Origin of the sequence: Bradyrhizobium sp. BRP20 (assembly GCF_020194215.1) — a bacterium.
Classification (GTDB): Bacteria; Pseudomonadota; Alphaproteobacteria; order Rhizobiales; family Xanthobacteraceae; genus Bradyrhizobium; species Bradyrhizobium yuanmingense.
In genome coordinates, this window is sequence record NZ_JADYVY010000001.1 from 18,835 (window position 1) to 37,037 (window position 18,203).

Consider the following 18,203-nt stretch of genomic DNA (forward strand, 5'->3'; position numbering starts at 1 on the left):
TCATGGACCCAATTCTACTCTACGGCTTCCCGAAGGGAAGCTCCATGGGGCTCGTTGCGGCTCTCGAATGGCTGGGCAAGCCATATCGGCTGTGTCGGGTCGATATGTTGGGCGAGATGCGAAACCCGTCATACGCCCGTATCAATCCGCGACACGAGACGCCGGTCTTCATCACCGAGCAGGGCGAGGTGCTGACGGAAACGATGGCGATCGCGGCCTGGCTAGAGGCCAGGGATGTCGAACGGCGCATCAGCTTCGATCCGCTGTCACGGCAATCCGATCGCATGCATCAGCTCATGGCGTTCGTGAATACCGGTTTCACCGCCGCCTTCGCGCCGCTGTGGGCCGCATTGGAAGCCGAAGCCATGGAGCCTGCCGCGAAGTCGGTCCTGCGCGCCTTTGGTACAGCAAGGGTCATCGAGCGTCATGACAAGCTCGAAGCGATGATCGAAGCGCAACAATTCCTGCTCGGGGAGCGGCCGACCCTCGCCGACGCCGTGCTCGTCGGCGTCGCACGCTGGCTCGACTTCCACGCGGTCGCGGAGAGGAGCCGCTGGCCGAAGCTGGCGGCACTGCGCGCACGCCTCGAGTCCGATCCCGCGGTCCTCTACGCCACCGCTCTGGAGGACGGCGGGTCTGATCCGGGAACGGGATCGTGCACAGGCCACGTCGCGCTGGCCGAATTGATCGCGCAGTTCGGCAAATAGCGGCCGGTGCGCACGCCTCGTCCTTCGAGACGGCGTTGACGCGCCTCCTCAGGATGAGGCTCATCAGCATCAGTGCTCGTTGAAAACTGCTGCCGCGCACTCCGCACTCATCCTGAGGAGCCCGCTTAAAGCGGGCGTCTCGAAGGATGGGCCGCAGGGAATGCTCTCAAATGGCGATAGCGCTCCTACTTCACCGGCCGCTTCTCGAGCTTCCTCGCCAGCGTCCGCCGGTGCATGCCCAGCCGGCGGGCCGCTTCCGAGATGTTGAAGTCGGTCTCGATCAAGGTCTGGTGGATGCGTTCCCATTCCAACGTCTTGATCGAGGTCGGCCGCGAATCGAGCGCGACCTCGGCGTTGCCTTCGGCCTTGTGGAAGGCGGCCTCGATGTCGTCGGTGTTCGACGGCTTTGCCAGATAGTGGCAGGCCCCCAACTTGATCGCCTCGACCGCGGTGGAGATGCTGGCAAAGCCGGTCAGCACCACGATCAGCATGTCCGGGTCATGCGTGTGCAGGAGCTCGACGCAGGCAAGGCCCGAGGCGCCGCCGAGCTTGAGGTCGACCACGGCATGACCGAAAGAGCGTTCCTCCAGCACCTGGCGCACCTCCTCGATCGAGGCGGCGAGTACCACCTCGTAGCCGCGGCGCTCGAACGAGCGCTTCAGCGTGCGGGCAAAACCCGCATCGTCCTCGACGACGATCAGCGAACGGTCAGGCGTCAAAATTCCCTCCGATCGCCAATGTTGCGAGCGGCAGCGTGAGGCGCACCGTGGCGCCGCGCTTCCTGTGGTTCTTGGCGCTCACGGTGCCCCCCAATTTGCGCACGACGTTCACCACCAGGAACAGGCCGAGCCCGCCGCCGGCACGACCCTTGCTCGACTGGTAGGGCTTCCCCAGCTGCGCCAGCATCTCCGGCGCAAAGCCCGGGCCGCGGTCGGAGATCGACAGCACGAGATTGTCGCCTTCGCGCTCGGCGACGAGCTCGACCCACTCGCGCGAGACCTCATAGGCGTTGTCGAGCACGTTGAAGATCACCTGCTTCAGCGCGACGTCGGAGACGATTGCGACGTCCTCGCCGAAGGTGTTGACGAAGTAGAGCGTGCGGGCGGAGCGCGCATTGCGCCATTCGTCGACCAGCGCGGTGACGAAGGCCGTCACCGTCGTCGGTGAGGAGCCTTCACCGCGCGCTTCGCCCGCCGACACCAGGATGCCTGTCACGATCGACTTGCAGCGCTGCAACGAGGTTTCCATCTCCGCGAGGTCCTCGGCAAGCTCCTGATCGGCGGCAAGATCGGGCATGCGGCGCCAGTCGCTGAGGATTACCGAGAGCGAGGCGAGCGGCGTGCCGAGCTCATGCGCCGCACCGGAGGCGAGCAGGCCCATGCGCACGATATGGTCCTGTTCGGCGGCATGCTGGCGCAGCGCCGCCAGATGCGCGTCGCGCTCGCGCAAATTCCTGTTGATGCGGGTGACGAACACGACGAGCAGCACGGCGTTGAGCACGAAGCCCAGGAGCATGCCTGTTACGGTGAGCGTATAGGTCTCGCTCAACGGATTGGGCGGCAGATCGAGCGGCCGGTAGGCCAATGTCAGCCAGACGAAGCTGGCGCAGGTCAGCGCCACCAGCGACCAGGTCGATCGGGCATCGAGCAGCACCGCACCGAGCGTCACCTGGAGCAGGAACAGCGAGGTGAAGGGATTGGTGGCGCCGCCGGAGAGATAGAGCTGCGCGGTCAGCGCGGCGACGTCCAGTATCAAGGCGACCAACAGCTCGTTGTTGGTGATCGCAGCGCGATGGCGCACCCAGACCAGGCTGGAGACGTTGAGCAGCACCAGCGCGCCGATCACCGCGCCCATCCGCTCCAGCGGCAGGGGGATGCCGAGGCCGAAATGCACGGCACCGATGGTCACGATCTGGCCGACCACCGCGGTCCAGCGCAGCTGGATCAGCAGCGCCATGTTCTTGCGGTTGGTCTCGTCCTCGGTCGGCATGGTGCCGATCAGCTCGCTGCGCGCGTCGGCCTGCGATTGCAGCATGACGGCTTGCCCGTCACGCCCAAGCGTCTGGGAAAGCGTTTTCCCGTCGTCAGGTCGGCTCGACGATCGTTCCAGCATCTGATCCCGTCCTGCGGGCGTCGGCATCCGAGCCGCCGGCCTTGTCGTGGACGAAGCGCTTGCGACGGAACAGCCCGCCGCCGAATATGACGAAAAGTCTGCCGGCCAGCATGAAAACCAGGGCAAACCACGTCAGCGCGTAGATCAGGTGGTTATTGGGAAAGCGGATCACGGTCAATCCGCCGATTGGGCCGCCGGCGATTTGTGATCCGGCGTCGGCGTCCACGAAGAAGGGCGCGACCTCGCGAAGACCGCGCGCCGCCGCAATGGCGGCGACGTCCCGCGAGTACCAGCGGTTGTGCTGGGGCACGTTGGTCCGCAAGAAGCCGCCCTTCGGCTCGGTGATGCGCAGGAGGCCGGTGATCTCGACTCGACCTTGCGGATTGCCGTCCCGGCGCGTCGATGCGTCGCGGCGCTCGGACGGCACGAAGCCGCGATTGATCAGGACCAGCATGCCGTCGTCGCGCGCAAGCGGCGTCAGCACCCAATAGCCGGGGCCTTCCTCGGTGACGGCCTGAACCAGCGTCTCGCTCTCATGCAGGAAGCGCCCGCTGAGGCTGACGTGCCTGTATTCGTCATTTGCGGCGCTGACGGTGGACCACGCCGCGGGCGAGGGAATCGGCTGAGCCGGCGCGTGGACGCGCTGCTCGACCCGGTCGATCAGCGCCAGCTTCCAGGCGCGGCGCTCGATCTGCCAGACGCCGAGCGCGATCAGAAGCACGAAAGTAATGAGCGACAGGATCGTGAGCCACAAGGACGGCGACCGCGCAGCCTTGCTGCGCGCATCTCCGTCCTCACCCGTCACGGTCCCGGTTTCGCTCACTTCATGCCGCTCATCTGGTGCATCGGCATCATGTTGCTGTTGAGGTGGCTCATCACCCACAGCGAACCCGACAGTGCGATCACCACCATCACGATGGTGAAGATCAGCGCCATCATGGTCCAGCCGTTCTCGGAGGTCGTGTTCATGTGCAGGAAGTAGACCATGTGCACGACGATCTGCACGATTGCGAAGGCCATGATCACCAGCGCGGTGATCTGCTTGCTCGGCAGCGCGCCGCTCATCACCAGCCAGAACGGGATCGCGGTGAGCACGACCGAGAGCACGAAGCCGAGCATGTAGCCCGAGAACGTGCTGTGGGCGTGGCCGCCCTCGTGGTGATGGTCGTGCGCGCCGGCTGCGTGGGTATCGGTGCTCATCGCAGAACTCCCAGGAGATAGACGAAGGTGAAGACGCCGATCCAGACCAGGTCGAGGAAGTGCCAGAACATCGACAGACACATCAGGCGGCGGCGGTTGGCCTCGATCAGGCCGAACTTTCCGACCTGCACCATCAGCGTCACCAGCCAGATCAGGCCGCAGGTGACGTGCAGGCCGTGGGTGCCGACCAGGGTGAAGAAGGCGGAGAGGAAGGCGCTGCGCTGCGGCGTGGCGCCCTCGTGGATCATGTGGGCGAACTCGAAGAGCTCGATGCCGATGAAGGCGAGGCCGAACAGGCCGGTGATCGCGAGCCAGATTTGCGTCTGCGCGACCTTGTTCTGCTGCATCGTCAGCATCGCAAAGCCGTAGGTGATCGACGACAGCAGCAGCATCGAGGTGTTCACCGCGACCAGGGTGAGGTCGAACAGGTCCTTCGGCGCGGGGCCGGCGGCATAGTTGCCGCCGAGCACGCCGTAGGTGGCGAACAGGATCGCAAAGATGAGACAGTCGCTCATCAGATAGATCCAGAAGCCGAGCGAGGTGCTCCAGCCTTCCGGATGCGAATGCTCGTCGGCGAGGTAGAAGACCGGTTCGCCGGTCTGCGAGGGATGAACAGCGGCAGTCATTTACTTGGCTCCGGCGAGCAGCTTGGTGCGCGCGTCCTCGGTCCGGATGACGTCGTCAGCCGGAATGTCGAAGTCGCGGTGATAGTTGAAGGTGTGGCCGATCCCGACGGCGAGCATCGCGATGAAGCTCAGGGCGGCGAGCCACCACATGTACCAGACGAGAGCAAAGCCCATCGCGGTGGCGAAGCCGGCGAGGATGATGCCGGTGCCGGTGCTGCTGGGCATGTGGATCGGCTTGAACCCGGTGAGCGGACGCTGATAGCCGCGCCGCTTCATGTCCCACCACGCGTCATTGTCGTGAACGACCGGGGTGAAGGCGAAGTTGTAGTCCGGCGGCGGCGAGGACGTCGCCCATTCCAGCGTGCGCGCGTCCCAGGGATCGCCGGTGACGTCCTTGAGCTGCTCGCGCTTGAGCAGGCTGACCGCGAACTGCATCAGCATCGCGAGGATGCCGAGGAAGACGAACACGGCACCGATCGCGGCGATGATGAACCAGATCTGCAGGGACGGATCGTCGAACACGCGCAGGCGGCGGGTCACGCCCATCAGGCCGAGCACGTAGAGCGGCATGAAGGCCAGGTAGAAGCCCGTGACCCAGAACCAGAACGACATCTTGCCCCAGAACGGATCGAGCTTGAAGCCGAACGCCTTCGGAAACCAGTAGTTGATGCCGGCGAACGCGCCGAACACCACGCCGCCGATGATCACGTTGTGGAAGTGCGCGATCAGGAACAGGCTGTTGTGCAGTACGAAGTCGGCCGGCGGCACCGCGAGCAGCACGCCGGTCATGCCGCCGATCACGAAGGTCAGCATGAAGGCGATGGTCCACATCATCGGCAGCTCGTAGCGGATGCGGCCGCGATACATCGTGAACAGCCAGTTGAACATCTTCGCGCCCGTCGGGATCGAGATGATCATCGTGGTGATGCCGAAGAACGAGTTGACGCTGGCACCCGAGCCCATCGTGAAGAAGTGGTGCAGCCACACGAGGTAGGACAGGATGGTGATGACCACCGTGGCGTAGACCATCGAGGTGTAGCCGAACAGCCGCTTGCCCGAGAAGGTCGAGGTGACCTCGGAGAAGATGCCGAAGGCCGGGAGAACCAGGATGTAGACTTCGGGGTGGCCCCAGATCCAGATCAGGTTCACGTACATCATCGGGCTGCCGCCGAAATCGTTGGTGAAGAAGTTGGTGCCGACGTAGCGGTCGAGCGACAGCAGCGCGAGCACCACGGTCAGGACCGGGAAGGAGGCGACGATCAGCACGTTGGTGCAGAGCGAGGTCCAGGTGAACACCGGCATCTTCATCATGGTCATGCCGGGGCAGCGCAGCTTGACGATGGTGCAGATCAGGTTGATGCCGGATAGCGTCGTGCCGACGCCGGCGACCTGCAGCGCCCAGATGTAATAGTCGACGCCGACGTCGGGACTGTAGCCGATGTTCGACAGCGGCGGATAAGCCAGCCAGCCGGTGCGGGCGAATTCGCCGATGAACAGCGAGGCCATCACCAGCACCGCGCCGCCGACCGTCATCCAGAAGCTGAAATTGTTCAGGAACGGGAACGAGACGTCGCGCGCGCCGATCTGCAGCGGCACGACATAGTTCATCAGGCCGGTGACCAGCGGCATCGCCACGAAGAAGATCATGATCACGCCGTGGGCGGTGAAGATCTGGTCGTAGTGATGGGCGTTGAGATAGCCTTCGGAGCCGTTGAACGCGAGCATCTGCTGGCCGCGCATCATCAGCGCGTCGGCAAAGCCGCGCAGCAGCATCACGATGCCGAGGATCATGTACATGATGCCGATGCGCTTGTGGTCCACCGTGGTGAACCATTCGCGCCAGAGATAGCCCCAGAGGCGGAAATAGGTGAGGGCGCCGAGCAGCGCGGCGCCGCCGAGCGCGACCACCACGAACGTGCCGACGACGATCGGCTCGTGCAGCGGCAGCGATTCGAGGCCGAGCCGGCCGAAGATGAGCTTGAGAAGGTCAGGAGACATGCGCGTTCTCTTTAGGAATCTGACTTCAGGAATCGGACTTGGGACGCTGTCCGAGGAAGAAGGACGAGGACTTCAGCGGCGTGAACGACGGCCGCTTCAGGCCGGCACCCAGGAGCGGCGCGAAATCGGTCGGAGCCTTGATCGAGGCGGTGGTCTGCCCCTGCGGCGCATCCGGCGTGCAGGTGCCGGCGACGAAGGTCGGCTCGGGTCCGAGCACCGTGCCGCGGCGGGCATACTTGTCGTAGGCGAGCGGCAGGGTGTTGTTCAGGCCCTGATGGCCGTTGCCGCCCTTGGCGTCGATCGCCATCATCTCGCTTTGACACATCTTGCCGGTCTCGACGCACATGTTGAGGATCAGGCGGTAGAGATCGGCATCGACGGTGCCCCAGCGCCGCACCGGCTCGTTGTGGCTGGGCTTCTCCAGCTGGAGATATTCGGCGCGGCCGAGCGAGCCGCCGGCCGACTTGGCGCTGGCGATCCAGGCGTCAAAACCCTTGTCGTCGAGCCCCTTGAAGTTGAAGTGCATGCCGGAGAAGCCGGCGCCGCTATAGTTCGCCGAAAAACCCTTGTAGGTGCCGGCGTGGTTGACGACGGCGTGGAGCTTGGTCTCCATGCCCGGCATCGCATAGATCTGGCCGGCGAGCGCGGGGATGTAGAACGAGTTCATCACCGAGGACGCAGTGATGCGGAAGGTGATCGGGCGATCGACCGGAGCTGCGAGCTCGTTGACGGTGGCGATGCCGTAGTCCGGGTAGATGAAGAGCCACTTCCAGTCGAGCGCGACGACGTCGACCTCGAGCGGGGCCTTGGACTTGTCCACCGCGCGCTCGGCATGAATGCGGCCGAGGGTGCGATAGGGATCGAGCAGATGCGTGCCCATCCAGGTCAGCGCGCCCAGGCAAATGATGATGAGAAGCGGCGCCGACCAGATCACCAGCTCGAGCTTGGTCGAGTGATCCCAGTCCGGCTCGTAGCGGGCCTCGGTGTTGGACTGGCGGTAGCGCCAGGCGAACAGCACCGTCAGCGCCATCACGGGCACGACGATCAGCAGCATCAGGATGGTGGAGATGATGACGAGGTCGCGCTGTTGCGCTGCGATATCGCCGGCTGGCGCCAGCACGACATAGTCGCAGCCGCTGAGCGCAGCAGCCAGAGGTAGTAGCGCCAGGATCTTGAGACGAGACACGGGCCGAGCCTTATGAGAATGAGTTTCCTTTGCGGGGCCAAGCGGTAGCTGCGGCGCAACAATCCGGACATTGGACAATTTGTCCAATGTTGCAGTGCGGGAGCTTGCGCCAGACAGGGTCAGATTGCCTGGCGCCCCGCCGGGCGGTCAGCTTTGGTTTTCAGGACGTTAAGGGCGCACGAATGGCGACGGCACAGACCCCCGCAATGGCAAACCTCCACACGGGCGAGCACGGCCACGACCAGGCCAGTCCCGGCGAGATCGCCATCGGCGTCATCATCGGCCGTACCTCGGAATTCTTCGACTTCTTCGTCTTCGCGATCGCCTCGGTGATCGTGTTTCCGCGCCTGGTGTTTCCGTTCGCGAGCGAGCTGACCGGGACCCTCTATTCCTTCATGGTCTTCGCGCTGGCCTTCATGGCCCGTCCGATCGGCACCGTCATTTTCATGACGATCGACCGGGAATACGGCAAGACGGCCAAGCTGATCTCGGCGCTATTCCTGCTCGGCACCGCCACCGTCGCGCTCGCGTTCCTGCCCGGATATCAGGAGATCGGCGTCGCCGCGATCTGGCTGCTGGCGCTGGCGCGCATCGCGCAGGGTCTGGCCTGGGGCGGCGCCTGGGACGGCATGGCTTCGCTGCTGGCGCTGAATGCGCCGGCCTCGCAGCGCGGCTGGTACGCGATGGTGCCGCAGCTCGGCGCCCCGCTCGGGCTGATCGTGGCGAGCGCGCTGTTCGCCTATTTCGCCGGCCTCCTCTCGGCCGATGACTTCTTCGACTGGGGCTGGCGCTATCCGTTCTTCGTCGCCTTCGCCATCAATGTCGTCGCGCTGTTCGCGCGTCTGCGCATGGTGACGACGGAAGAATACGCTACGCTATTCGAGACCCGCGAACTCCAGCCGGCGCGGATCTCAGAGACGGTCGCGCGCGAAGGCCAGAACATCATGCTAGGGGCCTTCGCGCCGCTGGCGAGCTTCGCGCTGTTTCACATGGTCACGGTGTTCCCGCTGTCCTGGGTGTTCCTGTTCACCCACGAAAGCCCGGTGCGCTTTTTGATCATCGAGATCGTCGCCGCCGTGTTCGGCGTCGCCGCGATCGTGGCCTCCGGCATCATTGCCGACCGCGTCGGGCGCAAGTCGCTGCTGATGGGATCGGCGATCGCGATCGCAGTCTATAGCGGCTTCGCGCCGCAGCTGCTCGACGCCGGCGCGTTCGGCGAGACCATCTACATGGTGATCGGCTTCATCCTGCTCGGCCTGTCCTTCGGCCAATCCTCCGGTGCTATCGCCTCGAACTTCCGGCAGGCCTATCGCTATACGGCGTCGGCGCTGACCTCCGACATGGCCTGGCTGTTCGGCGCCGGCTTCGCCCCGCTGGTCGCACTGCTGCTCGCCACCAATCTTGGCGTCATCGCCTCGGGTGCGTATCTGCTGTCCGGCGCGTTCTGGACCCTGCTCGCGCTCTGGCTCAGCGGCCAGCGCGAGGCGGGGGACATGGACGCAGGGCGCTGATCACGCAGCGCATGCAGGGTGGGCAACGGCGCTGGTGGCGCCGGGCCCATCTCACCCCTGCCGCTGCCGCAACAGCGCTTCGACATCCAGCCGCTTGGTGAACATCGCGAGCTTCCCGTCAGGCCCGAACGGCCATTGCTCCCGCGGCTTGTCCCAATACAGCTCCACGCCGTTCTGGTCGGGATCACGCAGGTAAAGCGCCTCGCTGACGCCATGGTCGCTGGCGCCATCGAGCGCAATCCCGGCCGTGAGCACCCGATGCAGCGCATCCGCCAGCGCAGGGCGCGTCGGAAACAGGATCGCGGTGTGATAGAGCCCGGTCGCATCAGGCGGCGGCGGTGAGCCGCCCTTGCTCTCCCAAGTGTTGAGCCCGATGTGGTGGTGATAGCCGCCGGCCGCGATGAAGGCCGCCCCCGAGCCCATCCGCTGCATCAGCTCGAAGCCGAGCACGCCGCAATAGAAGCCGAGCGCACGATCGAGATCGGCGACCTTGAGGTGGACGTGGCCGATCCTGGTGCCGGCAGGAATGGTGGGGCTTTGCGACATGTGAATGCTCCCTCGAAAACATGCACGTAAGCCCCGCTGGAGCCAGTGCTACGGCCAAACTCGAAACCCATCGTTTCTGAATGGGAAACTAAGCCAGCTCCGACACCTCGCCCTCGGGCAGGCCGAACTCGAACGTGTTCAGCGTCATCGACACCAGCGTGTAGTAGCCGCACAGCCCGATGACCTCGACGACGCCGCGCTCGCCGAGCAGCTTGACCGCTTCGTCGTAGAGACCTTTCTCGACGCCGTGGCCCTCGTGCAGCGACTTCGCGAGATCGTAGATCATCTTCCCCATGGGATCGTCGAAATCGGGGGTGCGGCGGTCGCGGATCGCATCGATGATCTCGCCCTTCATGCCGCCGGCGAGCGCGAGGCGCTTGTGCGCGTACCATTCGTAATGCGCGGTCCAGTGCCGCGCCGTCACCAGGATCGCGATCTCCGACAGCTTGGCCGGGAAGATCGTGTCGAAGCGCATGACCTCGCCGAGCCGCGTGGCGTGCCGGGCCATCTCGGGACTATTGAGCCAAGCCATCATCGGAGGCGGCGGCTTGCCGCGCTTGCCGGCGATCGACTCGTCATAGGTCTGCCGCTGGCTCTCGTTCATTTCGCCAGGCGAAAGAAGTTTTAGGCGCATTGTCGTTTCCTCTTTGTTTTCAAAGCTCGCCGCAGCAATGACTATAACCGATAAGTGGTTGAATTCCGCGGGGGCTTGGCCCAGACTCGCTGGCAACAATTCGAATGTTGGGTGATGGAAACGACCAATGACCGATCTCAAAACCAGCGATTCCGAATCCGCCGATCTCGAAACATTCCGCAACGAGACCCGCGCCTGGCTAGAAGCCAATTGCCCGCCGGAGATGCGCAAGCCCGCAACGTCCGATGCCGACGTGTTCTGGGGCGGACGCAACGCGAAATTCTCGTCCGAGCCGCAGCGCATCTGGTTCGAGCGCATGCGCGACAAGGGCTGGACCGTGCCGGATTGGCCGCGGGAATATGGCGGTGGCGGCTTGAGCGCGGCCGAGCACAAGGTGCTGCGCGCCGAGATGGCGCGGATCGGCGCCCGGCCGCCGCTGTCGAGCTTCGGCATCTGGATGCTCGGGCCGGCGCTCTTGAAGTACGGCAACGAGGCTCAGAAGAAGGAGCATCTGCCGAAGATCGCCGCGGGCGAGATCCGTTGGTGCCAGGGCTATTCGGAGCCGAACGCCGGTTCCGACCTCGCTTCGCTCCAGACCCGCGCCGAGAGCGATGGCGACGACTTCATCATCAATGGCCAGAAGATATGGACGTCCTACGCCAATTACGCCGACTGGATCTTCTGCCTGGTCCGCACCGACCCGGCCGCGAAGAAGCATGACGGCATCAGCTTCATCCTGTTCGACATGGCCTCGAAGGGCGTCTCGACCAAGCCGATCCTGCTGATCTCGGGCTACTCGCCGTTCTGCGAGACCTTCTTCGACAATGTCCGCGTGCCGAAGTCGCATGTCGTCGGCACCATCAACCGCGGCTGGGACGTCGCGAAATATCTGCTCCAGCACGAGCGCGCGATGATCTCGGGGATGGGCGAGCGCGGCGTCGGCCGGCCGCTCGGCCAGATCGCGGCCGATTCAGTCGGCACCGATGGGCAGGGCAGGCTCGACGACGCCATGCTGCGCGGGAAGATCGCCAGCTTCGACGTCGATGAAGCCGCGCTGGCGGCCTGCGCCGAGCGCGCGGTCGATCTCGCCAAGGCCGGCCAGGCGCATCCGGCGTTCTCCTCGGCGATGAAATATTACGGCACCGAGCTCAACAAGCGCCGCCACGAGATCCTGATGTCGGCGGGCGGCGTCGATGCGCTGGAATGGGAGAGCGAGCGCTCCAGGCAGGGCGCCCGCCCGCGCGCCTGGCTGCGCACCAAGGCCAACTCGATCGAAGGCGGCACGTCCGAGGTCATGCTCGGCATCGTCGCCAAGCGCATCCTGGACCTGCCGGGGGCGTGAGGTTTCCGTCATTCCGGGGCGCGACGAAGTCGCGAGCCCGGAATCCATTCATCCTCCCCCTCTGCCGCCCGATGGATTCCGGGCCTGCGCCTGCGGCGCATCCCGGAATGACGAACCAGATAGATTTCGAATCGGAAACACGCACATGGCCCTCGTCCTCACCGAAGAACAATCCATGCTCCGCGACTCCGCGCGCGGGCTGATCAGCGACAAGGCGCCGGTGTCGCACCTGCGTCACTTGCGCGACAGCAAGGACCCCACCGGCTTCTCCAGGGAGCTCTGGCATGCCTTCGCCGAGCTGGGTTTTGCCGGCTTGCTCGTGCCGGAAGAGTTCGGCGGCAGCGGTCTCGGCTTTGTCGAGGCCGGAATCATCATGGAGGAGATCGGCCGCACCTTGATGCCATCGCCTTTCCTTGCGACGTCAGTGGTGGCGGCATCAGTGCTGACCCGTGCCGGCAATGCCGCGCAGAAATCGGAATATCTGTCGAAGATCGCAAACGGCTCGCTGCTCGCGACGCTCGCGATCGACGAGGGCGCCAAGCATCGCCCGCTGCAGACCAGCCTCAAGGCCGCGCGCGCCGGCAACGGCTTCAAGCTATCGGGCGCCAAGGCGTTGGTGGTCGACGGTCATGTCGCCGATCTCCTCATCGTCGCCGCGCGCACCGCGGGCTCTGCCGGCGAACGCGAGGGCCTGACGCTGTTCCTGGTCAACCCCAAGGCCAAGGGCATTGCGATCGAGCGGACCATCATGGTCGATGCGCACAATGCGGCGCGGATCGAGTTCGCCAATGTCGAGGTCACCGCCGACAGCGTGCTCGGCGAGGTCGACCAGGCGGCCGGCCTGCTCGATGGCGTGCTCGATATCGGCCGCGGCGCGGTCGCCGCCGAAATGGTCGGCCTCAGCGACGAGGTGTTTGGCCGCACCGTCGAGTATCTGAAGAGCCGCAAGCAATTCGGCAAGCTCATCGGCGAATTCCAGGCGCTGCAGCATCGCGCCGCCGAGCTCTACATCGACATCGAGATCACCCGTGCCGCCACCATGAAGGCGCTGCAGGCGCTCGATGCCGACCTTGCCAAGGCCGCACCCGCCGTCGCCGTCGCCAAGGCGCGCGCCGGCACCACCGCCACGCGGGCGGTGCAGGAAGGCGTGCAGATGCACGGCGGCATGGGCATGACCGACCAGTTCGACATCGGCTTCTTCATGAAGCGCGCCCGCGTCTGCGAGGAGCTGTTCGGCGATGCGAACTACCACACCGAGCAGCTGGCGCGCGCGCGGGGGTATTGAGATGCTCTCGTAGGGTGGGTTAGCACTGCAGAAGCGCGAAGCGCATCTGCAGTGCGTAACCCACCATCTTCGTCCGGCAAACGCGGAAGCATGGTGGGTTACGCCGAGCAATTGCGCTTAGCGCAATTGCAAGGCTAACCCACCCTACGACGTTCGCCGGAGACACCCCTTACCGCATCGGCGGTGCGTACTGCACGCCGCCTGCGTTCCACAGCTGGTTCATGCCGCGCGGGATCTTCAGCTTCGACTTCTCGCCGATGTTGCGATCGTACATCTCGCCGTAATTGCCGACGTGGCGGATGATGCGCGCGGCCCAGTCCTTGGTGAGGCCGAGCTGCTCGCCGTAGCGGCCTTCGGTGCCGACGAGGCGCATCACCTCCGGCTTCTTCGACTTCAAGGCCTCGTCGATGTTCTCCGAGGTCACGCCGAGCTCCTCGGCGTTGATCATCGCGTAAAGCGTCCACTTCACGATCATCATCCAGTCGTCGTCGCGCTGGCGCACCACGGGGGCGAGCGGCTCCTTGGAGATCATGTCCGGCAGGATCATGTGGTCGCCGGGCTTCGTCAGGTTCAGCCTGAGAGCATAGAGCTGAGAAACGTCGGCGGAGAACGTGTCGCACTTGCCGGTGTCGTACGCCTTCACCACGTCGTTGAGGTTATCGAACTTCACCTCTTCATACTTCATGTTGTTGATGCGGAAGTAATCGGCGACGTTGAGTGTCGTCGTGGTTCCGTTCTGCACGCAGACCTTGCTGTCTGCCAGGTCGAGCGAGGTCTCCTTGTTGCGCGTGCGCGGCACCATGAAGCCGACGCCGTCGTAATAGGCCACGGCCGGGAAATACAAATCGTAGTCGAGCTCGCGCGCCATGCTCCAGGTCGTGTTGCGCGAGAGGATGTCCACCTTGCGGCTCTGCAGCTCCTTGAAACGCTCGTTGGCGTCGAGCGGAACGAACTTCGCCTTGCCGGGGTCGTTGAAGATCGCAGCGGCCACCGCGCGGCAGAAATCGACGTCGAAGCCGGTCCAGTTGCCCTTGTCGTCGGGGATCGAGAAGCCCGGCAGGCCCTTGTTGACGCCGCACAGCACCTCGCCGCGGCGAACCGTGCGCCTCAGGGTGCGGGTGTCGTAAAACTCGTAAATGATCGCGCCGATGGCGACCAGCACGGCGATGGCGACCCCGATCAGCAGGCCGCCACGAAAAGTGCGCATCATGTTGCTCTCTCGAAAAATCGGGAAAAGGAATCAGGCGAGGACGGAGTGCATGATCCGGATCCGGACGACCGCGTTGGCGCAAGGCACGCTGCGGCCGTCCGAAGCAATCATGCCGGGATCATGAACCTTAGAGCTCGGGCTTCTGCCGGATGACCACCTTGGTGCCGACAGGGACGCGATCGTAGAGGTCGGCGACGTCGGCGTTGACCAGGCGGAAGCAGCCCGAGGACACCTTGGTGCCGATCGTGTCGGGTCGGTTGGTGCCGTGGATGCGGTAGACGGTGGTGCCGAGATACATGGCGCGGGCGCCCAGCGGATTGCCGGGTCCGCCGGCCATGAAGCGCGGCAGATAGGGCTGGCGCTGGATCATCTCCGGCGGCGGCGTCCAGTCCGGCCACTCCTTCTTGTTGGTGATGGTCACCAGCCCCTGCCACTGGAAACCGTCGCGGCCGACGCCGATGCCATAGCGGATGGCGCGCCCGCCGGGCTGCACCAAATAGAGGTGACGTTCGGCCGTCGAGACGATGATGGTGCCCGGCGGTTCGGTGGTGCGGAAGTAGACCACCTGCTTCTGCCATTCCGGCTCGAGCTGGTATCCGTCATCGGCGATCAGGCCCGGCTCGTCGCCGCGGTCCGGCTGCTGGGCGAAGGCGTGCGGTGTGGACAGCACCAGTCCCATCGCAGCCACGAAAATCCCGGTCAGGCGACGAAAATCCGTCATTCAAGCTCTCCCCGCTGCCACACAGCGCAAATCATTCGGAACCATCAAACCTGAGGGGCAAGTTCATGGCAAGTTGATGGCGCGCCCTCCTGGCATGTCACGAGAATGCTTTGGTTTTTTGACGGGCTCGGCGCAATGCCACGAACAGGGGATGGCGCGAAAAGCATAGGTGGTACCGCAGTGGTGGTCCGCTCCCTCCCCCGCTTGCGGGGGAGGGTTGGGGAGAGGGTGCTTCCGCAATGGGACACTCCCCCAGAGGATAGAACCCTCACCCGCCGCTACGCGGCGACCTCTCCCGCAAGCGGGAGAGGCTTAGATCGAACGCGTGGTGAGATCGAGGTCGACAATTTGCGCCAGCTAAATCTTGTCGCTCTCCGCCGGGATCCTGAGCCGCCGCACGATCTCCGCCGCGACGGCGCGGGCTTCGACGCGCGAGCCGATGCGGGGGCTGCGAAACCGCCGCCCCGAATGCAGCCGGATCACCACGATGCAATGCTCGTCCTCGGAGCGGCCGCGGCGCTCGACCGTGATCGTTTTCACGTCGGGTCCGGCGATGCGGTCGGCGCGCAGGCTGCCGTCGCCCCACAGGCGCTCGACGCGAATATCGTTCGGCCCGATGATCCAGAACGCGCCAGTCGCAAGGTTGGCATAGCGATAGACGGCGAATGCGGCGATCGCGCCCAGCGGCAGCAGCAGGATATCAACATGGCTCGGCGAGAGGCCGCGCCACAGCTTGTAAGCATAGGGGGCCGCGGACAAAGCCACCGCGATCAGTGCGACGATGCGGATCTCCCGTGCAGGAAACGCCTCGAGAGGCTCGCCGAGATGCATCTCGGGATTGCTGGCATCGAGCGGGTTCCTCGGCGCCTCGACATTGGGAACGTCGAAATGCGCCGCGATCCACTCCACGGTGTCGCGGACATGGGTGACATCGGAAATCGGCGGCGAGGTCAGCCGCTCGCCCGAGGCTAGGGTGAAGACGAGCTGGAAGCGGGCCTTCACCCGCTTGCTGCCGGGGACCTGTAGCGCGGCGATCTCGTCCTTGCCGACGAGGCGCGTCCGGAGCTTTCCGAACGGCCGCTGCCGGCCGATCAGGATCTCGTCCGGCGTGATGATCCACACCACCGCCGGCGCCATCATGATGCCGACGACGAACCCGGCCCCCACCAGCAGCGCCACGGACGATATCGCGATTTCCAGGACGTCCTTCGTGAACAGTCCCGGCGTGAAGCAGAGTGCGACGGCAGCCGCACAGCCGGCCACGACCAGCCGCTGCGCGATCGAGGAACCTTCACGAAGGCGGATGTCGGTGCTGGTGGTCGCGTCCATTGCGGGCGGCTGATTGCGTCGGTTGCGAAACTCCACGGACGGCTCCGTGGAGTCAAGCAACAAGGGCGACAACTGCCGCCGCGCGATGGCTGCGCGGCGTCAGCTGCTCGCGTTCAGCAGCTTGGCCACCGTGCGATCGATCTCGTCGTAGCTGCCTTCGCCGGCGTGCTGGAACACGATCTTGCCGCTCTGGTCGACGATGTATTGCGCCGGCCAATATTGATTGCGATAGGCGTTCCAGGTGTTGGACTCATTGTCCTGCGCCACCGGATAGGTGATGCCATGGCGCTTCAGCGCGGCCTGCACGTTGGCGGCGGAGCGCTCGAACGGGAATTCCGGCGTGTGCACGCCGACCACGACGAGGCCTCGATCCCGGTACTTGGCGTAGAGGCCGGTGACATGCGGCAACGTGTTGACGCAGTTGACGCAGCCATAGGTCCAGAAATTGACCAGCACGACCTTGCCGCGGAGATCGGCGATATGAAGCGGCTTCGAGTTGAACCAGTTGGTGATGCCGGTGAAGTCGGGCGCGGCCTGCTGGTTCGCGGCGGCGGTGACGACAGGCGCGGCGCGTGCGGCCTCGTCGCAGATGCCGGGGATGACGGCGCCGATCACTGTGATGCCGATCAGTGCAGCAGACATTGCGAGCAGCTTGAGAGTCATGGAAAGCGTCCTCCGGTGAAGATGAGGTGGGATCACAGGCCGATCTGGCCGGTGGGGTAGAAGCCGGTGAGCCACGCCACAATCAGCGTGTCGTATTGAAAATAGGCGGCGACCGCGAAGCCGATCACGACGACGCCAAAGCCCTGCTGCAGCCGCGGTGAGATCCGGGCCAGGCTGCGTACGCGCGTGGTCGCGGCCTGTCCGCCGTAGGCTATTCCCAGCATCGGGATCGCAGCGCCAATGGCATAGGCGACCAGCAGCGTGCCGGCCCAGGCAACGTTCTTCGACGTCGCCACCAGCGTCAGGATCGAGCCGAGCACGGGCCCTGCGCAGGGCGTCCAGACCAGTCCCAAGGTGGTGCCGAGGATCAGCCCACCGAGCGCGCCCTCGCGCTGCGTGGCGCCGATGTTGCCGAGATCGAGCCAGCCGTTGATCCGGAGCGACAGCCATTCGAACGGCGCCGGCCACAGCATCAACAGGCCGAAGCCGAGCAGCAGGACCGCTGCCGCCTCGCGCAGCACGTTCGGATCGAAATCGAAGGCCCGCGTGATCGCGCCGAGCGCCAGCGCGACCATCGAGAAGGAAAAGACGAAGCCGAGCGCGATCATCGCGGGTCGCAGATGCCCCGCGCGCCCGATCGAGGCGCCGAGCAGGATCGGCAACATTGGCAGCGTACAGGGCGCCGCGATGGTGAGGATGCCGGCGAGGAGAGCAAAGAGCAGGTCGAGCATGAGGCACTCGTGAGGGAGGTCACGAGGGCTGTTCGCGTGCGGTGGGACGGTCGTTACGCAGCGTCACGGCTTCGTGACGGGGGCTGTTGCTTTGCAGAGCACGGTGGCCGCGGGCTCCCGCCTCTCCCCCTTGCCGGAGAGGCCGGCGCACTCGCAGAGTGCGGCGGGTGAGGGTTCTTTCCTCTGGGGGGAGTGCCCCGTTGCGGAAACACCCTCTCCCCAGCCCTCCCCCGCAACCGGGGGAGGGAGCGCACCGACCGCGGAGCCGGCAACCACTCAGGCCCAAATAAAAACGACCCGGACGGGGCATCGTCCGGGTCGCTGGAGGTCTTGGGAGGTTTAACGAAACCGTATGGGAGCTTTATAGAAGGGAAGTTTTTCCGCCTGATGTTGTCGTTTGTT

18 protein-coding genes are annotated in these 18,203 nt (G+C 64.8%); 4 read left to right on the forward strand and 14 right to left on the reverse strand.

What is annotated here, in order from left to right:
- Positions 1–2 precede the first annotated feature (2 nt).
- Positions 3–707: a glutathione S-transferase family protein gene (locus I6F33_RS00085; protein WP_225141274.1), complete on the forward strand. Its 705-nt coding sequence runs from the start codon at positions 3–5 to the stop codon at positions 705–707.
- Positions 708–892: 185 nt separating this feature from the next.
- Here the strand turns inward: I6F33_RS00085 and I6F33_RS00090 are convergent, their stop codons facing one another.
- The 7 genes from I6F33_RS00090 to cyoA are packed head-to-tail and all read right to left on the reverse strand — an operon-like array spanning position 893 to position 7,829.
- On the reverse strand, positions 893–1,426 hold the full coding sequence (locus I6F33_RS00090; protein WP_057028497.1) for a response regulator transcription factor: 534 nt from the start codon (positions 1,424–1,426) through the stop codon (positions 893–895).
- Positions 1,416–2,819 (reverse strand): ATP-binding protein, encoded by a 1,404-nt coding sequence (locus tag I6F33_RS00095; protein ID WP_225140607.1) that lies wholly within the window; start codon positions 2,817–2,819, stop codon positions 1,416–1,418. Before I6F33_RS00095 ends, I6F33_RS00090 begins: the two co-directional genes overlap by 11 nt.
- Positions 2,791–3,642 (reverse strand): SURF1 family protein, encoded by an 852-nt coding sequence (locus I6F33_RS00100; RefSeq protein ID WP_225140609.1) that lies wholly within the window; start codon positions 3,640–3,642, stop codon positions 2,791–2,793. Before I6F33_RS00100 ends, I6F33_RS00095 begins: the two co-directional genes overlap by 29 nt.
- The gene (gene cyoD, locus I6F33_RS00105) at positions 3,639–4,019 is read right to left on the reverse strand and encodes a cytochrome o ubiquinol oxidase subunit IV (protein ID WP_036001948.1); all 381 of its coding nucleotides are present in this window, start codon (positions 4,017–4,019) and stop codon (positions 3,639–3,641) included. Before cyoD ends, I6F33_RS00100 begins: the two co-directional genes overlap by 4 nt.
- Positions 4,016–4,645, reverse strand: coding sequence for a cytochrome o ubiquinol oxidase subunit III (gene cyoC, locus I6F33_RS00110; protein ID WP_225140611.1), 630 nt, complete (start codon positions 4,643–4,645; stop codon positions 4,016–4,018). The genes cyoD and cyoC overlap by 4 nt, the downstream gene beginning before the upstream one ends.
- Positions 4,646–6,643: a cytochrome o ubiquinol oxidase subunit I gene (cyoB, locus tag I6F33_RS00115; protein WP_225140613.1), complete on the reverse strand. Its 1,998-nt coding sequence runs from the start codon at positions 6,641–6,643 to the stop codon at positions 4,646–4,648.
- Between the two features lie 25 nt (positions 6,644–6,668).
- Positions 6,669–7,829 (reverse strand): ubiquinol oxidase subunit II, encoded by a 1,161-nt coding sequence (gene cyoA / locus I6F33_RS00120; RefSeq protein ID WP_225140616.1) that lies wholly within the window; start codon positions 7,827–7,829, stop codon positions 6,669–6,671.
- A 182-nt stretch (positions 7,830–8,011) separates the two neighbouring features.
- Here cyoA and I6F33_RS00125 point away from each other — a divergent pair, with 182 nt between their 5' ends.
- A complete protein-coding gene (locus I6F33_RS00125) occupies positions 8,012–9,340 on the forward strand; it encodes an MFS transporter (protein ID WP_225140617.1) in 1,329 nt (442 codons plus the stop codon).
- A 51-nt stretch (positions 9,341–9,391) separates the two neighbouring features.
- Here I6F33_RS00125 and I6F33_RS00130 read toward each other — a convergent pair whose 3' ends face one another.
- Together I6F33_RS00130 and I6F33_RS00135 are read right to left on the reverse strand one after the other, a co-directional pair.
- A complete protein-coding gene (locus I6F33_RS00130) occupies positions 9,392–9,886 on the reverse strand; it encodes a VOC family protein (protein WP_225140618.1) in 495 nt (164 codons plus the stop codon).
- Between the two features lie 88 nt (positions 9,887–9,974).
- Positions 9,975–10,520 (reverse strand): carboxymuconolactone decarboxylase family protein, encoded by a 546-nt coding sequence (locus tag I6F33_RS00135; RefSeq protein ID WP_036001930.1) that lies wholly within the window; start codon positions 10,518–10,520, stop codon positions 9,975–9,977.
- Positions 10,521–10,647: 127 nt separating this feature from the next.
- On the opposite strand from I6F33_RS00135, the gene I6F33_RS00140 reads away from it, so the two are divergent.
- Complete coding sequence (locus I6F33_RS00140) at positions 10,648–11,862, forward strand: acyl-CoA dehydrogenase family protein (protein ID WP_225140619.1); 1,215 nt, start codon at positions 10,648–10,650, stop codon at positions 11,860–11,862.
- 145 nt (positions 11,863–12,007) lie between these two features.
- A complete protein-coding gene (locus I6F33_RS00145) occupies positions 12,008–13,147 on the forward strand; it encodes an acyl-CoA dehydrogenase family protein (protein WP_225140620.1) in 1,140 nt (379 codons plus the stop codon).
- A 169-nt stretch (positions 13,148–13,316) separates the two neighbouring features.
- Here the strand turns inward: I6F33_RS00145 and I6F33_RS00150 are convergent, their stop codons facing one another.
- The 5 genes from I6F33_RS00150 to I6F33_RS00170 form a co-directional block, all read right to left on the reverse strand.
- On the reverse strand, positions 13,317–14,354 hold the full coding sequence (locus I6F33_RS00150) for an amino acid ABC transporter substrate-binding protein (protein WP_036001959.1): 1,038 nt from the start codon (positions 14,352–14,354) through the stop codon (positions 13,317–13,319).
- 130 nt (positions 14,355–14,484) lie between these two features.
- Positions 14,485–15,078, reverse strand: coding sequence for a L,D-transpeptidase (locus I6F33_RS00155; RefSeq protein WP_109142148.1), 594 nt, complete (start codon positions 15,076–15,078; stop codon positions 14,485–14,487).
- A 357-nt stretch (positions 15,079–15,435) separates the two neighbouring features.
- Positions 15,436–16,407, reverse strand: coding sequence for a hypothetical protein (locus I6F33_RS00160; protein ID WP_225141276.1), 972 nt, complete (start codon positions 16,405–16,407; stop codon positions 15,436–15,438).
- A 99-nt stretch (positions 16,408–16,506) separates the two neighbouring features.
- On the reverse strand, positions 16,507–17,070 hold the full coding sequence (locus I6F33_RS00165; RefSeq protein ID WP_225114906.1) for a thioredoxin family protein: 564 nt from the start codon (positions 17,068–17,070) through the stop codon (positions 16,507–16,509).
- Positions 17,071–17,102: 32 nt separating this feature from the next.
- The gene (locus I6F33_RS00170; RefSeq protein ID WP_225140621.1) at positions 17,103–17,801 is read right to left on the reverse strand and encodes a cytochrome c biogenesis CcdA family protein; all 699 of its coding nucleotides are present in this window, start codon (positions 17,799–17,801) and stop codon (positions 17,103–17,105) included.
- Positions 17,802–18,203: the final 402 nt, after the last annotated feature.

What these genes read in the sequence shown, in the direction of transcription:
- I6F33_RS00165 (WP_225114906.1), bottom strand. Translation starts at nt 17,070, where the DNA reads ATGACTCTCAAGCTGCTCGCAATGTCTGCTGCACTGATCGGCATCACA.
- I6F33_RS00170 (WP_225140621.1), bottom strand. Translation starts at nt 17,801, where the DNA reads ATGCTCGACCTGCTCTTTGCTCTCCTCGCCGGCATCCTCACCATCGCG.
- I6F33_RS00155 (WP_109142148.1), bottom strand. Translation starts at nt 15,078, where the DNA reads ATGACGGATTTTCGTCGCCTGACCGGGATTTTCGTGGCTGCGATGGGA.
- I6F33_RS00140 (WP_225140619.1), top strand. Translation starts at nt 10,648, where the DNA reads ATGACCGATCTCAAAACCAGCGATTCCGAATCCGCCGATCTCGAAACA.
- I6F33_RS00150 (WP_036001959.1), bottom strand. Translation starts at nt 14,354, where the DNA reads ATGCGCACTTTTCGTGGCGGCCTGCTGATCGGGGTCGCCATCGCCGTG.
- cyoB (WP_225140613.1), bottom strand. Translation starts at nt 6,643, where the DNA reads ATGTCTCCTGACCTTCTCAAGCTCATCTTCGGCCGGCTCGGCCTCGAA.
- I6F33_RS00145 (WP_225140620.1), top strand. Translation starts at nt 12,008, where the DNA reads ATGGCCCTCGTCCTCACCGAAGAACAATCCATGCTCCGCGACTCCGCG.
- I6F33_RS00125 (WP_225140617.1), top strand. Translation starts at nt 8,012, where the DNA reads ATGGCGACGGCACAGACCCCCGCAATGGCAAACCTCCACACGGGCGAG.
- I6F33_RS00085 (WP_225141274.1), top strand. Translation starts at nt 3, where the DNA reads ATGGACCCAATTCTACTCTACGGCTTCCCGAAGGGAAGCTCCATGGGG.
- I6F33_RS00095 (WP_225140607.1), bottom strand. Translation starts at nt 2,819, where the DNA reads ATGCTGGAACGATCGTCGAGCCGACCTGACGACGGGAAAACGCTTTCC.
- cyoD (WP_036001948.1), bottom strand. Translation starts at nt 4,019, where the DNA reads ATGAGCACCGATACCCACGCAGCCGGCGCGCACGACCATCACCACGAG.
- I6F33_RS00135 (WP_036001930.1), bottom strand. Translation starts at nt 10,520, where the DNA reads ATGCGCCTAAAACTTCTTTCGCCTGGCGAAATGAACGAGAGCCAGCGG.
- I6F33_RS00130 (WP_225140618.1), bottom strand. Translation starts at nt 9,886, where the DNA reads ATGTCGCAAAGCCCCACCATTCCTGCCGGCACCAGGATCGGCCACGTC.
- cyoC (WP_225140611.1), bottom strand. Translation starts at nt 4,645, where the DNA reads ATGACTGCCGCTGTTCATCCCTCGCAGACCGGCGAACCGGTCTTCTAC.
- I6F33_RS00160 (WP_225141276.1), bottom strand. Translation starts at nt 16,407, where the DNA reads ATGGACGCGACCACCAGCACCGACATCCGCCTTCGTGAAGGTTCCTCG.